Here is a 12,503-nt window from a genome sequence, read left to right as displayed (position 1 = left end):
CATCCCGATTGCACTCCAACGCGGCTGCGTAGAGATCGTAAACACGTTCTCAGGCAGCCTTGGCGAGGGCCGGCCGGTTCTTGCGGAACGCGTTCTTCACGAGAATCTTGCCATCCTTGAATGTGAACACATCCACCATGCGCGCCTCCACGCGCGAGCCATCGGCCGCGGTGCCCTTGAACGTGCTCTCCGACACCCCACGGTCGCCATGCACCCAGTGGTCGCCATCCACCCAGGCGGCGTCGGGGAACGCGCCCCACGCGGCCTTGAAGCCCTCGCGCACCTGATCGAGACCGACAAAACTCTTGCCCAGCTCATCCGGGCCGGCCACGGCGTGAAACTCGCAGCCGTCGGCCATGAAGCTCATGAGCGCGTCGATGTCATGGCGATTCCAGGCCTCCGCGAAGCGCGCCAGGAATTGCGCGTCGGGCTGGTTGTTGCTGGTGTTCATGCTGTCTCCTTGTCCTTCGGAAAATACACGCCGCCACGCCGGGAACCCGATGCGCGGCAGGCAAAACGATGGGAACGAATGTTATGCATGCAACGGCCGGATTCGTAGAACCAGTCCCCGCCAATCGTTAAGTCCAGCCCCGGACGCGGCGGCCCGCATCTGGACTTATGAAAAGGCCCGCGCTGGCGCTAACCGCAAGCCGGCGCCATGGCTATGCTCAAGTCCATTGTCCAGGCCACGCACCGCGCCAGCGATTGTTCCCCGCTGGCCGGCAATCGGCTGGATCACACGCAAACGCTTTTTGGACGATCGCGCCTGTCCCAAGCCAGGGCGCATTTTTGGAGACACCACAATGAAGGCAGAGGACGTACGCCCCAGCTACATGCGCCCCTACGACCCGCAATACGATCCGCTGGTGGACGCCACCCCGGGGCGCGGTACGGGCTATGCGCCCACCTACTGGGTGGGCACGGCCGGTATCCCGCCCGAAGACGACGGCCCCATCGCGGGCGACATCGAAGCCGATGTGGTCATCGTCGGCGCCGGTTTCACGGGACTGTCCACCGCCCTCTTCCTGGCGCGCGAGCACGGCATCAAGGCCATCGTGCTGGACGCCAACCAAAGCGCCTGGGGCTGCACCAGCCGCAACGGAGGACAAGGACAGAACGCCAGCGGCCGCCTGTACCGCTCGGGCTGGATCGCCCGCTACGGCAAGGAAACCGCGCTCAAGCTGGACGCGGAGATCCGCGAAGGCTTTCAGACCTTCAAGGACCTGGTCGCCGAATTCCCCGAATGCGAGCCGCAGCCCGGCGGCCATCTCTACATCGCGCACCGCGAGAAGAAGATGGATTTCCTGCGCAGCGAAACCAAGCTGATGCGCGGAGTCTTCGGCTACGACGCAAAAATGCTCACCAGGGAGGAAGTCCGGCGCGACTGGGTCAACGACGCCGACAGCTTCGGCGCGATGCATGAACCCGACGGCATCGGCGTGCACCCGCTCAAGCTCGCGTTCGCCTACCTGCGCAAGGCCCGGGAACTCGGCGTGAGGATTCACCCCGCCAGCCCCGTGCTGGACGTGGAGACCAGAAATGGCGTGCATTGCCTGCGCACGCCGGGCGGAATCGTCAAGGCCAGGTCGGTCGGCTTTGCCACCGGCGGGTACACCAGCAACAAGCTGCACCCGCGCCTGCGCAACAAGATCATGCCCATCCTCTCGAATTCGCTGGTCACGCGCCCGCTCACGCCCGAAGAGCTGGAGGCCACCAACTTCAAGACCACGCAGGTGATCACCGATACCCGCACGCTGCGCTTTTACTACCGCCGCCTGCCCGACAACCGCGTGCAGATCGGCAGCCGCAGCTCCATCACCGGCGCGGACGCGCCCAACCCCATACACATGGCCAAGCTGGTCGATGGACTGCACCACAAGTTTCCGGCGCTCAAGGGCATCAAGATCGACTACTCGTGGTGGGGCTGGGTGGACGTGAGCCACGACATGATGCCGCGCATCACGCAGCCCGACCCGAAAGAGACGATCTTCTACGCCGTGGGCTATGGCGGCAACGGCGTGTCGTTCTCCGCGCATGCGGGCCGCCGCATGGCACAACGCATCGCGGGCCAGCACCTCAAGGCATTCGAGCTCCCGATCTACAACTCCGAGCTGGAATATCCCAACGTATTCAACACGGTGCGCGCGGAATCCTTCGCACCATTCCGGCGCATGGGCCAGCGTTTCCTCTACCACTGGTACCACCATCAGGACGAGAAGGGCTGACGCCCGCCGCGCGCCTGCCCCGGCAACTTAGCGTAAACGTAGCCTCCGCTGCGATTCAGGAGATTCATCCCGCAGGGGAGGATCTCCTTTTTTTCTTTTATTTTCAATAACTTATAAAAATAATTGGCACGTTTGATGCTTCACTCACCATGCCCGTTCAACGCATGAGCAATGCTTGAAGACGGCTCTTCATCCACTCGCCCGGAGCAGATCAGTGAAAGCACCTACATACTGGAAACCGCGAGCGCCAGACAGTCTCGCATCACACCCTCGATCCGCTGCAAAGCCATGCCGGACAACGAATCGCGCTATTCAAATCTTATGCGCCCCCCGCGGGCGCGGGCGCGGATCCCGGTGCAATGCGCATCGCCTGCCGCCACTGGCTCTAACGATAGAGGCCAACTGGCCCTACTGGCTCCATCGGGTTGCTCACTACGATTCACCTCGAAAGCCCGCGCCGTTCACGGATGGGCCGGCTTTCGACGGCCGTCCGGCACTCGCGCATGCAATGCACGCAGCCTGCGCCCGGCGGGTTGGAAATCGGTTCAGCCCAGAGAAGAGGTCCGCAGGCAATACATCCCGAGTGTCAGCAAACAAGAAGTGTTTTTCTGGTTTTGAAGTTCAACCGATTTCGTTCTAAAACAATGGAGACAGCGACAATGACAATGCAAAAACGGTTTGTGCTGAAGGCAGGCATCGCGGCGGCGGCGCTCGCCATCGCGGGCATCGCGGGCGCGCAGCAAAAAACGGTGACATTCGCAAACCAGGACATGCTGGTTCCGCTGCGCCTGGTCATGGAGTCCGGCGAAGTGGAGAAAGAGACCGGCTACAAGATCAACTGGCGCATGTTCTCCGGCGGCGGCGATGTGATCCGCGCCATGGCCTCGGGTGACGTGCAGATGGGCGAACTCGGCTCCAGCCCGCTGACAGCCGCCGCCAGCCAGGGGCAGGACATCAAGCTGTTCTGGATCTCCGCCGATATCGCCAGCGCCGAGGCGCTGGTGGCGCGCAACGGCAGCGGCGTCACCGACTTCAAGAGCATGGAGGGCAAGCGCATCGGCGTGCCGTTCGTCTCCACGGCGCACTATCAACTGATCGCGGCGCTGGGCAAGGAAGGCGTGGATGCGCGCAAGGTCAACATCATGAACATGCGGCCGCCGGAAATCGCCGCCGCCTGGGAACGCGGCGACATCGACGGCACGTTCGTGTGGGACCCGGTGCTCGCCAAGGTCAAGCAAAAGGGAAAGGTGCTGGCCACCTCCGGCTCGATCGCGCAAATGGGGTTTCCCACCTTCGAGGGCATCGTCGTCACCTCCAAGTTCGCCCAGGAGAATCCCGAGTTCATGGCGGCCTTCGTGAAGGCGCTGAACCGTGCCAGCGCACAGGTGCGCGACAACCTCTCGAAATGGAATCCCGATTCCGCCGAAGTGAAGGCCATCGCCAAATGGTGCAAGGCCGATCCCAAGGATGTGCCGGCCGCCATGTCGCTCTACAAGTTCCCCAGCGCCGACGAGCAACTCACGGCCCAATGGCTGGGCGGCGGCGCCGCCAAGGCCATGGCGGACACGGCCACGTTCCTGAAATCGCAGGGCCGCATCCAGGAAGTCAAGCCCGACTATTCCGCGTTCGTTACCGACGCATATGTCAAGAAGGCGTTCGGCAAGTAAGAAGCCGGTATCGCGGGCCGCCGCGGGGTAAGCGCGCAACACCGCGAGCCCCGCCGGTGGCTGGATCACTTCATTTTCTTTTGGAGGGCGATGACATGCCTACTCTGGATATACGCGACCTGACCGTCAACTACGAGGTCAAGGGCGGGCATTTGCAAGCCCTGGCCCCGGTCAACCTGACCATGAACGATGGAGACTTCGTGGTGGCGCTTGGCGCATCGGGCTGCGGCAAGACGACGCTGCTCAACTGCATGGCGGGCTTTCTCGCGCCATCCAGCGGAGAGATATTGCTGGACGGCAAGCCGATCCAGGGGCCCGGCGCCAACCAGGGCGTGGTGTTTCAAAAACACGCGCTCATGCCCTGGCTGAACGTGGTCGACAACGTCGCGCTGGGCCTTCGCATGCGCGGCGTCGACCTTCAGGCGCGCACCCGGATCGCCGAGGAAAAACTCGGACTCGTGGGCCTGCAGAACTACACGAAACGCGCCGTGTACGAGCTCTCGGGCGGCATGCAGCAGCGCGTGGGCATCGCACGCGCGCTGGCCAACGACCCGGCCCTGCTGCTCATGGACGAGCCCATGGGCGCGCTCGATGCGTTCACCCGCGAGCAAGTGCAGGAGATCCTGCTCAAGGTCTGGAAGGCCACCAACAAGATGGTGTTCTTCATCACCCACTCGGTGGAGGAGGCGCTGTTCCTGGCAAGCCGCCTGATCGTGATGAGCCCCAGCCCCGGCCGCATCTCGCATATCTATGACGACATGCCCTTCTGCCACGAGTTCCTGCGCACGGGCGACGCCCGCGCCGTCAAATCCCGCCCCGACTTCATCAAGTTGCGTGAAGAGGTACTTGGCCTTATCCATCACCGGGAGCCCGCTCATGTCTGAGGCTATTTCAATGAACAACATTCCAACGAGCAAGCCGCAAGCGGTTCGCAGCAGTCCGCAGAAGCCGCCCGCGCCGCCGCCGGGTCCGGTCAAGACCAGCCGCTTCAAGACGCCGGGCGAAGGCTCCAGCGTGGGCATCAGCATCGCCACCGTGATCGTGCTGCTGGCGCTATGGTTCACCGCCACCAACCTGGGCTGGGTCAAGCCGCTGTTCCTGCCCAGCCCGCAGGCCGTGTTCCAGCAGTTCTACGAGTACCTGACCGGACAGGCCAACGACAAGCCGCTGTGGCAGCACTTCTCCGCGAGCCTGCTGCGCGTGACGGTGGCGTTCTGGCTGGCCTTCATCGTCGCGGTGCCCCTGGGCATCGCCATGGGCATGTCGCGCATCGCGCGCGGCATTTTCGATCCGCCGATCGAGTTCTACCGCCCGCTGCCGCCGTTGGCCTACCTGCCGCTGATCATCATCTGGTTCGGCATCGACGAGACGCCCAAGATCCTGCTGATCTTCCTGAGCTGCTTTGCGCCGCTGGCCCTGGCCGCGCGCTCGGGCATGCGCAGCGCGGCGCAGGAGCAGATCAACGCCGCCTATTCGATGGGCGCGAGCTACTGGCAGGTGATCCGCTACGTGATCATTCCAGCCGCCCTGCCCGACATCCTGGTGGGCATGCGCATCGCCATCGGCTTCGGCTGGACCACCCTGGTGGCCGCTGAAATGGTGGCCGCCAATGTCGGTCTCGGCCAGATGGTGCTGAATGCGTCGAACTTCCTGCGCACCGACATCGTGATCATGGGCATCGTGGTGATCGGCGTCGTGGCCTACATCTTCGACCTGTTCATGCGCTGGATCGAAAAACGCCTGGTGCCCTGGAAAGGCCGCATGTAGGCCATCCAAGGAATTCCCGCGCCGGATGGGCGCGGGACACTCTGCCGGATGACCGCGGGCAGCAACCACGGCGGATCCGGCATTGCCTGCTTGGGGCGGCTCGAAAGAGCCGCCCTTTTTTGCGCCAGCCGACGCCCTGGATTCAATACTCCGATACGGACCGGACCGGGGAGGAGATCAGCGCTTGCACAGCAGGTCCGCGACCGCCCGCAGCAGGCCCTCGTCGATGTTCTGCTGCAGATCGACAGCCAGCCGCTGCCGGTAGAAGACGCCCAGGTCCAGCCCCACGCCCAGGGCGCAGACCTTGACGTCGCCGGCGCTCTCGCGCGCGGCAAGGACCTGCCGCAGATGCTGGTCCAGATAATGCTCGTCGTTGGCCTGATGGGTGGCGGTGTCCATCGGGCAGCCATCCGAGATCACCATCAGGATGCGCCGCTTCGCGGGCCGCGCCAGCAGCCGCTGGCAGGCCCATTCGACACCTTCGCCATCGATCCCTTCGCGGAAGATGTCGGGCTTGCGCAGCGCGGCGATGCCGTGGCGGCCGTGCCGCCAGCGCCTTGCGCCATCCTTGAAGATGATGTGCAGCCGCTCGTTGAGCCGCCCCGGAAATTGCGGCTGCCCCGCGCGCTGCCACTCGCGTCGCGCGCGGCCTCCATTCCATGCTCCGGTCGAGAATCCCAGTACCTCGACCGATGCTCCGGCCATCTCCAGGGCCCGGCCCAGCACGTCGACGAGCATCGACATGGGTTTGGCATGGCTCTTCATCGAGCCCGAGCAATCCAGCAGGAAGGTGACCGCCGTCTCGTTCACGGGCCGCTGCGCCTCGTCCTTGAAGATGGCGCGCTGCTGCGGATCGCTCACCAGTTGCGTGAGCCGGCCGCCGTCCAGGTAGCCCTCCTCCAGGCCGAAGTTCCAGCCATCGCGATGATGCTTCGCCAGCCGCTGCTGAAAGTACCGCGCGAGCCGGCCCACGTGCAGCCCCGAGCGGGCGATCTCCTCATCCATGTCGGCGCGGAACTCCGCCAGTTGCGCGGCGCGGATCAGCCCATCCGCCATTTCCTCGCGGTCGTACCGGCGCGAGAAAACGCGGTAGGCCTGCGACGAGCTTGCCCATGCGCGGCTGTCGCCTGTCCGCGCCAGCGGCAGTTCGTCCAGGTTCTGCGCATCGAAATGCAGCGGCAGCGCGAAGCTGCCGCGGCGCCTGGGGTTGGCGTTGCCGCGCGGCGCCTCTTCCTGCGCCGTACGCACGGCCTCGCCCACCCAGCGCGCCACGGCCAGCGCCGGGCCGATGAACGCGGCCTGGTCCTGGCGCTGGCGGCGCAACTGCAGCCATAAACCGCCCAGGTGCGGCGATATCGCCATGCGCGTGGACTCGATCGCATCGGACATGCGCTCGGGCATTTCCTGATCGGTCAGCCGGCTCCAGGCCGTGAGCGCGACGGCGAGCAACAGGATGCCCAGGCTGCTCTCGGTCAACCCCGAATCGATGAATGCCTGCGCCCACCCCAGAAAGCGCTGGCGCATGTTCTCGCGCGCGCCGGGCCAGCTCGCTGGCGCCAGGCTTTCCACGCGCAGCTGTTCGAGCAGCTCGAACACCATGCGCTCCACGGGGTCGGCCGGCAGATGCGCGCGGTGCAGCGGCTGGGCGCTCAGCCGCAGGCGCAGGCCCGCGCTGTCGAGCATGCCGCGCTGATCGGCAAGCTCCACGGGAACATTGCTGTGATGCGCCGCCGTAAGCGCCTGCGGCATGGTGCCCGCGTACAAGGTCTGGCCGCTCCACTGCAGCGACGCATCCCCGGTGATGGCGCGCAGCATCGCCGCGCCCCACGCCTCCATTTCCGCCAGCGAGGGCTTCGCTCTGGATGGGCTGGCGTCAGCCGACATGCGCCTGCACCGCGGGGTCTTGCGCGCGGGCGTTCAGCTCCTGCCCGAAGCAACGCTGGAAATATTCGGCGACGATGGCGCGCTCCGCGGGCTCGCACTTGTTGAGGAACGAGAGCTCGAACGCCAGCTTCACGTCATGGAAAATCTGCGCATTCTCGGCCCAGGTGATCACGGTGCGCGGCGACATCAGGATCGACAGGTCCCCCACCGCAAATCCCTTGCGCGTGAAATTGGCCAGCGCGACCATCGCATCGACCTGCTGGCGGCCTTGCGGCGTATCCATCTGCGGCACACGCGCCAGCACGATTGCCGCTTCGTCTTCGGGCGCCAGATAGTTCAGCGTGGTGACCAGGTTCCAGCGGTCGAGCTGCGCATGGTTGAGCATCTGCGTGCCGTGATACAGGCCGCTGAGGTTGCCCTGGCCCAGCGTGTTCATCGTGGCGAACAGCCGAAAATGGGCATGCGGCTGAATCACGCGCTTCTGGTCGAGCAGCGTGAAGCTGCCCTCGCGCTCGAGCACCCGCTGGATCACGAACATCACGTCCGGACGGCCCGCGTCGTATTCATCGAACACGATGGCGACCGGGCGCTGCAGCGCCCACGGCAGGATACCCTCCTGGAACTGCGTGACCTGCTTGCCCTCCTGCAGCGTGATCACGTCCTTGCCCACCAGGTCGAGGCGGCTGATATGGCCATCCAGGTTCACCCGCACGCAAGGCCAGTTCAGGCGCGCCGCCACCTGCTCGATATGGGTGGACTTGCCCGTTCCGTGCAGCCCCTGGATCACCACGCGGCGGTTGTGCGCGAAGCCCGCCAGGATCGCCAGCGTGACCTGCGGATTGAAACGGTAGGCGGCATCGGCGCCGGGTACGTGCTCCGTGCGGTCGGCAAACGCCGGCACGCGCATGTCGGTATCGATGCCGAATACCTCGCGCACGCCAACGGTGGCGGTGGCGGTGGGCTGCAGCTGGGTCAGGTCAGTCATCATCGGCTCCGGGCGGGACATCGTCGTTGATGCAGGCGATCGCTTCCGCCGCGGCCTGCAACTTGGGAAGAAAGGAAAGCGCTTTCTCCTTGGAGAAACGCATGATGGGCGCCTGCACCGCAAGGCCCATGTTGGAGTGCCCGCCGCGCGAGGGCACCAGGACGCCAAGACACAGGAGCCCCGGCAGGAACTCCTCGTTGTCGAATGCGTAGCCCTGTTCACGCACCTTGTCGAGTTCGGCATCGACCGCCTCGAAGGTGGTCAGCGAGTTGCAGGTGAACCCCTGAAGCGGCGCGGCGGACAGCAGCCGCCGCCGCTGCGCGGGCGCCATCTGGCTGAGGAACAGCTTGCCCGTGGCGGAGCAGTGCGCGGGCACGCGCGAGCCCGGGTGCAGATAAAAGCGCAGCGGCGCGGGCGTCTCGACGCGGTCGAGATACAGCACTTCGCTGCCCGAGAACGCAGTGATGTTGCAGCTCTCGCCGAGGTCGCGCACCAGATTGCTGAGCACCGCATGGCGCGCGCCGTGCGTGGTGTTGTTGAGCAGGACGTTCTCAGCCAGGCGCATCAAACGCCTGCCCGTGGAGTAGTGCCGGCCGTTGCCGTCGCGCTGCAGGATGCCCGCGCTCTCGAGCTGCGTGAGCATGCGGTGCATCGATGGCTTGGGCAGCCCCGTCTCCTCCACGATGGACTGCAGCGTGAAAGGCGTGTCCTTGTGCGCAATGACCTCGAGAAGCGCGAACAGACGCAGGTTGGGCGTGTCTCCATCCAGTTTGGCCGTGCTGTTGTCGGTGTTCTTCATAACGTCATCGATCATATTTAGTTCCGTTTTTTTAGTCAATTTATTCCGAAAAAAGAAATTTCTTGCACTTGCGCGAATTTTTCTCGTAGACTTGCGCCACTGATTTCTATTTTCGGAACCAAAGGTTTCATTTTTTCATCACCCACCAGGAGACAAGGATGACTAAAGCTAAAGTCGACAATCGTAAGGTCGTTGAAGGCGTCAACAAAATGACCCCTTCCGAGGCATTCGTGGAAACCTGCGTTGCCAATGGCGTTACCGAAATGTTCGGCATCATGGGCTCCGCCTTCATGGATGCCATGGACATCTTCGCGCCGGCGGGCATCCGCCTGATCCCCGTGGTGCACGAGCAAGGCGCTGCCCACATGGCCGACGGCTATGCGCGCGTCTCCGGCCGCCACGGCCTGGTGATCGGACAGAACGGCCCCGGCATCTCCAACTGCGTGACGGGCATTGCCGCGGCTTTCTGGGCCCACAGCCCCGTGGTGATCGTCACTCCCGAAACCGGCACCATGGGCATGGGCCTGGGCGGCTTCCAGGAGGCCAACCAGCTGCCGATGTTCCAGGAATTCACCAAATACCAGGGCCACGTCGTGAACCCCAAGCGCATGGCCGAGTTCACCGGCCGCTGCTTTGACCGCGCCATGTCCGAGATGGGCCCGACCCAGTTGAACATCCCGCGTGACTATTTCTATGGCGAGATCGAGTGCGAGATCCCCAAGCCCATGCGCGTGGATCGCGGCCACGGCGGCGAGAAGAGCCTGAACGAAGCCGTCGAACTGCTCAAGACCGCCAAGTTCCCGGTCATCCTGGCCGGCGGCGGCGTGGTGATGGGCGATGCGGTTCCCGCCGCCCAGGCCCTGGCGGAACGCCTGGGCGCGCCCGTGGCGACCGGCTATCTGCGCAACGACGCCTTCCCCGCCAAGCACCCGCTGTGGGCCGGCCCGCTGGGCTATCAGGGCTCCAAGGCGGCGATGAAGCTGATCGCGCAGGCCGACGTGGTCATCGCGCTGGGCTCGCGGATGGGCCCGTTCGGCACGCTGCCGCAGCACGGCATGGACTACTGGCCCAAGACCGCCAGGATCATCCAGGTCGAAGCCGATCACACCAACCTGGGCCTGGTCAAGAAAATCTCCGTGGGCATCAATGGCGATGCCAAGGCGGTCGCCGAAGAACTGGTCAAGCGCCTGGCCAACGTGACGCTCGACAGCGACGCCACCAAGGCCGCCCGCGCCGAAACCATCAAGGCCGAGAAGGATGCGTGGGAGAAGGAACTCGACGAGTGGACGCACGAGCGCGACGCGTACAGCCTCGACATGATCGAAGAAGCCAGGAAGGAAAAGCCGCCCACGGGCGGCGAGTACCTGCACCCGCGCCAGGTGCTGCGCGAACTGGAAAAGGCCATGCCCGCCCGCGTGATGGTCTCCACCGACATCGGCAACATCAACTCGGTCGCCAACAGCTACCTGCGCTTTGACGAGCCGCGCTCGTTCTTCGCCCCCATGTCGTTCGGCAACTGCGGCTACGCCCTGCCCACCATCATCGGCGCCAAGTGCGCCGCCATGGACCGTCCCGCCATCGCCTACGCCGGCGACGGCGCCTGGGGCATGTCGATGATGGAAATCATGACCGCCGTGCGCCACGACATCCCGGTGACCGCCGTGGTGTTCCACAACCGCCAATGGGGCGCGGAAAAGAAGAACCAGGTGGACTTCTACAACCGCCGCTTCGTCGCCGGTGAGCTGGAAAGCGAGAGCTTCGCGGACATCGCCAAGGCCATGGGCGCCGAAGGCATCGTCGTGGACAAGCTCGAGGACGTGGGCCCGGCCCTCAAGAAGGCCATCGACATGCAGATGAAGGAAGGCAAGACCTGCGTCATCGAAATCATGTGCACCCGCGAACTGGGCGACCCGTTCCGCCGCGACGCCCTCTCCAAGCCCGTGCGCTTCCTGGAAAAGTACAAGGACTACGTCTGACCCCTGCGGGCCGGCCCCGCGATTCCCGCAAGAGAGCGCTTTCAACCAGAGCGCTTTCAGCCCCGGGAAACCGGGGCCGCGCATTCCGGCCCGGCGCCGGACTGCGCCCTCGCCCCAGCCCTTTCATGCGCCGCGCGCGGCAGAGGGCTGAGGCGAGGGCCGGCGACGCATGCCATGCCATGCGCGCCCGCCAGCCGCAGAAAAACGATTCATCCATCACCCGGTCTGGAGACACCACCATCATGGCTTCCACCACCCCTACCCCGGTCGCTGTGGACAATGCGCAGCCCAAGCCGCGCCCGCACCTCGACCGTCTGCTGGAACAGGCACGCGCCAAGGGCGCGATCCCGGTGGCGGTCGCCTATCCCTGCGACGCGGGCTCGCTCCAGGCGGCCATGCAGGCCGCCGATGCGGGGCTCATCAAGCCCCTGCTGGTCGGCCCCCGGCAGCGCATCGAGCAAGCGGCCGCGCAGGCGGACATAGACCTCGGCCAGGCGCAGATCCACGACACGCCCGATGACCCGCGCGCAGCCGCGGCGCAGGCCGCGGCGCTGTGCCGCGACGGCGCGGCCAGGGCACTGATGAAGGGCAGCCTTCACAGCGACGAACTGCTGGGCGCGGCAGTTGCCCGGGAAGCCGGCCTGCGCGGGGGCCGCCGCGCCAGCCACGTGTTCGTGATGGACATGCCCGGCATGGAGCGCCCGCTGCTCATGACCGACTGCGTGGTCAACATCTTCCCCGACCTGATGGCCAAGCGCGACATCGCACAGAACGCGATCGAATTGGCCCAATCCATCGGCATCGCCACGCCGCGCGTCGCCATCCTCTCGGCGGTGGAAACGGTCAACCCGGCCATTCCCGGCACCATCGACGCCGCCGCGCTCGCCAAGATGGCGGACCGCGGCCAGATCACCGGCGGCATCGTGGACGGTCCGCTGGCCTATGACAATGCCATCTCGCTGCGCTCCGCCCAGAACAAAGGCATCGCATCGGAAGTGGCGGGTCGCCCCGACGTGCTCCTGGTGCCCAGCCTGGAGGCCGGCAACATGATCTACAAGCAGCTGGTATACATGGCCGATGCCGAATGCGCGGGCCTGGTGCTGGGCATGCGCGTGCCGATCGTGCTCACCAGCCGCTCCGACTCGGTCCAGGCGCGTATCGCCTCCTGCGCGCTGGCCGTGCTCGCCAGTTGAGCGCCGC

Annotated in this window: 10 protein-coding genes; 6 read left to right on the top strand and 4 right to left on the bottom strand. The window is 65.1% G+C overall.

The annotated features are described in order from the left end of the window. Positions 1 to 49 precede the first annotated feature (49 nt). On the bottom strand, positions 50 to 451 hold the full coding sequence (locus ABWP92_RS13520; RefSeq protein ID WP_353235912.1) for a nuclear transport factor 2 family protein: 402 nt from the start codon (positions 449 to 451) through the stop codon (positions 50 to 52). A 352-nt stretch (positions 452 to 803) separates the two neighbouring features. Here ABWP92_RS13520 and ABWP92_RS13515 point away from each other — a divergent pair, with 352 nt between their 5' ends. The 4 genes from ABWP92_RS13515 to ABWP92_RS13500 all read left to right on the top strand — a co-directional run bounded on the left by ABWP92_RS13515 (position 804) and on the right by ABWP92_RS13500 (position 5,659). After that, a complete protein-coding gene (locus ABWP92_RS13515; protein ID WP_353235911.1) occupies positions 804 to 2,225 on the top strand; it encodes an NAD(P)/FAD-dependent oxidoreductase in 1,422 nt (473 codons plus the stop codon). Between the two features lie 659 nt (positions 2,226 to 2,884). Next, on the top strand, positions 2,885 to 3,892 hold the full coding sequence (gene tauA, locus ABWP92_RS13510) for a taurine ABC transporter substrate-binding protein (protein WP_353235910.1): 1,008 nt from the start codon (positions 2,885 to 2,887) through the stop codon (positions 3,890 to 3,892). A 95-nt stretch (positions 3,893 to 3,987) separates the two neighbouring features. Beyond that, a complete protein-coding gene (locus tag ABWP92_RS13505) occupies positions 3,988 to 4,776 on the top strand; it encodes a taurine ABC transporter ATP-binding protein (RefSeq protein ID WP_353235909.1) in 789 nt (262 codons plus the stop codon). Further along, positions 4,769 to 5,659 carry an ABC transporter permease subunit gene (locus ABWP92_RS13500; RefSeq protein ID WP_353235908.1) on the top strand — a complete coding sequence of 297 codons (891 nt, stop codon included), beginning with the start codon at positions 4,769 to 4,771 and terminating at the stop codon, positions 5,657 to 5,659. The genes ABWP92_RS13505 and ABWP92_RS13500 overlap by 8 nt, the downstream gene beginning before the upstream one ends. Positions 5,660 to 5,836: 177 nt before the next feature. Here the strand turns inward: ABWP92_RS13500 and ABWP92_RS13495 are convergent, their stop codons facing one another. Genes ABWP92_RS13495 through ABWP92_RS13485 form a run of 3 tightly spaced genes read right to left on the bottom strand, consistent with a single transcriptional unit; the run spans position 5,837 to position 9,342 of the window. Then, positions 5,837 to 7,543, bottom strand: a complete 1,707-nt coding sequence (locus ABWP92_RS13495; RefSeq protein ID WP_353235907.1) for a cobaltochelatase CobT-related protein — start codon at positions 7,541 to 7,543, stop codon at positions 5,837 to 5,839. Next, positions 7,533 to 8,528: an AAA family ATPase gene (locus ABWP92_RS13490; RefSeq protein WP_353235906.1), complete on the bottom strand. Its 996-nt coding sequence runs from the start codon at positions 8,526 to 8,528 to the stop codon at positions 7,533 to 7,535. The genes ABWP92_RS13495 and ABWP92_RS13490 overlap by 11 nt, the downstream gene beginning before the upstream one ends. Next, positions 8,521 to 9,342: an IclR family transcriptional regulator gene (locus tag ABWP92_RS13485; protein WP_353235905.1), complete on the bottom strand. Its 822-nt coding sequence runs from the start codon at positions 9,340 to 9,342 to the stop codon at positions 8,521 to 8,523. Before ABWP92_RS13485 ends, ABWP92_RS13490 begins: the two co-directional genes overlap by 8 nt. 143 nt (positions 9,343 to 9,485) lie before the next feature. Here ABWP92_RS13485 and xsc point away from each other — a divergent pair, with 143 nt between their 5' ends. Beyond that, positions 9,486 to 11,303, top strand: coding sequence for a sulfoacetaldehyde acetyltransferase (gene xsc, locus ABWP92_RS13480; protein ID WP_353235904.1), 1,818 nt, complete (start codon positions 9,486 to 9,488; stop codon positions 11,301 to 11,303). Positions 11,304 to 11,482: 179 nt separating this feature from the next. Next, positions 11,483 to 12,496, top strand: coding sequence for a bifunctional enoyl-CoA hydratase/phosphate acetyltransferase (locus ABWP92_RS13475; protein WP_502907536.1), 1,014 nt, complete (start codon positions 11,483 to 11,485; stop codon positions 12,494 to 12,496). Positions 12,497 to 12,503: the final 7 nt, after the last annotated feature.

Source organism: Diaphorobacter ruginosibacter (genome assembly GCF_040396215.1).
Taxonomy (GTDB): Bacteria; Pseudomonadota; Gammaproteobacteria; order Burkholderiales; family Burkholderiaceae_C; genus Diaphorobacter_A; species Diaphorobacter_A ruginosibacter_A.
The sequence above is the reverse complement of the archived record's forward strand: the minus strand, read 5'-3'. Positions and strand labels throughout refer to the sequence as shown.

Coding starts and splice junctions, on each gene's coding strand:
- ABWP92_RS13520 (WP_353235912.1), bottom strand. CDS start 451: ATGAACACCAGCAACAACCAGCCCGACGCGCAATTCCTGGCGCGCTTC.
- tauA (WP_353235910.1), top strand. CDS start 2,885: ATGACAATGCAAAAACGGTTTGTGCTGAAGGCAGGCATCGCGGCGGCG.
- ABWP92_RS13500 (WP_353235908.1), top strand. CDS start 4,769: ATGTCTGAGGCTATTTCAATGAACAACATTCCAACGAGCAAGCCGCAA.
- ABWP92_RS13495 (WP_353235907.1), bottom strand. CDS start 7,543: ATGTCGGCTGACGCCAGCCCATCCAGAGCGAAGCCCTCGCTGGCGGAA.
- ABWP92_RS13475 (WP_502907536.1), top strand. CDS start 11,483: ATGCGCGCCCGCCAGCCGCAGAAAAACGATTCATCCATCACCCGGTCT.
- xsc (WP_353235904.1), top strand. CDS start 9,486: ATGACTAAAGCTAAAGTCGACAATCGTAAGGTCGTTGAAGGCGTCAAC.
- ABWP92_RS13485 (WP_353235905.1), bottom strand. CDS start 9,342: ATGATCGATGACGTTATGAAGAACACCGACAACAGCACGGCCAAACTG.
- ABWP92_RS13515 (WP_353235911.1), top strand. CDS start 804: ATGAAGGCAGAGGACGTACGCCCCAGCTACATGCGCCCCTACGACCCG.
- ABWP92_RS13490 (WP_353235906.1), bottom strand. CDS start 8,528: ATGACTGACCTGACCCAGCTGCAGCCCACCGCCACCGCCACCGTTGGC.
- ABWP92_RS13505 (WP_353235909.1), top strand. CDS start 3,988: ATGCCTACTCTGGATATACGCGACCTGACCGTCAACTACGAGGTCAAG.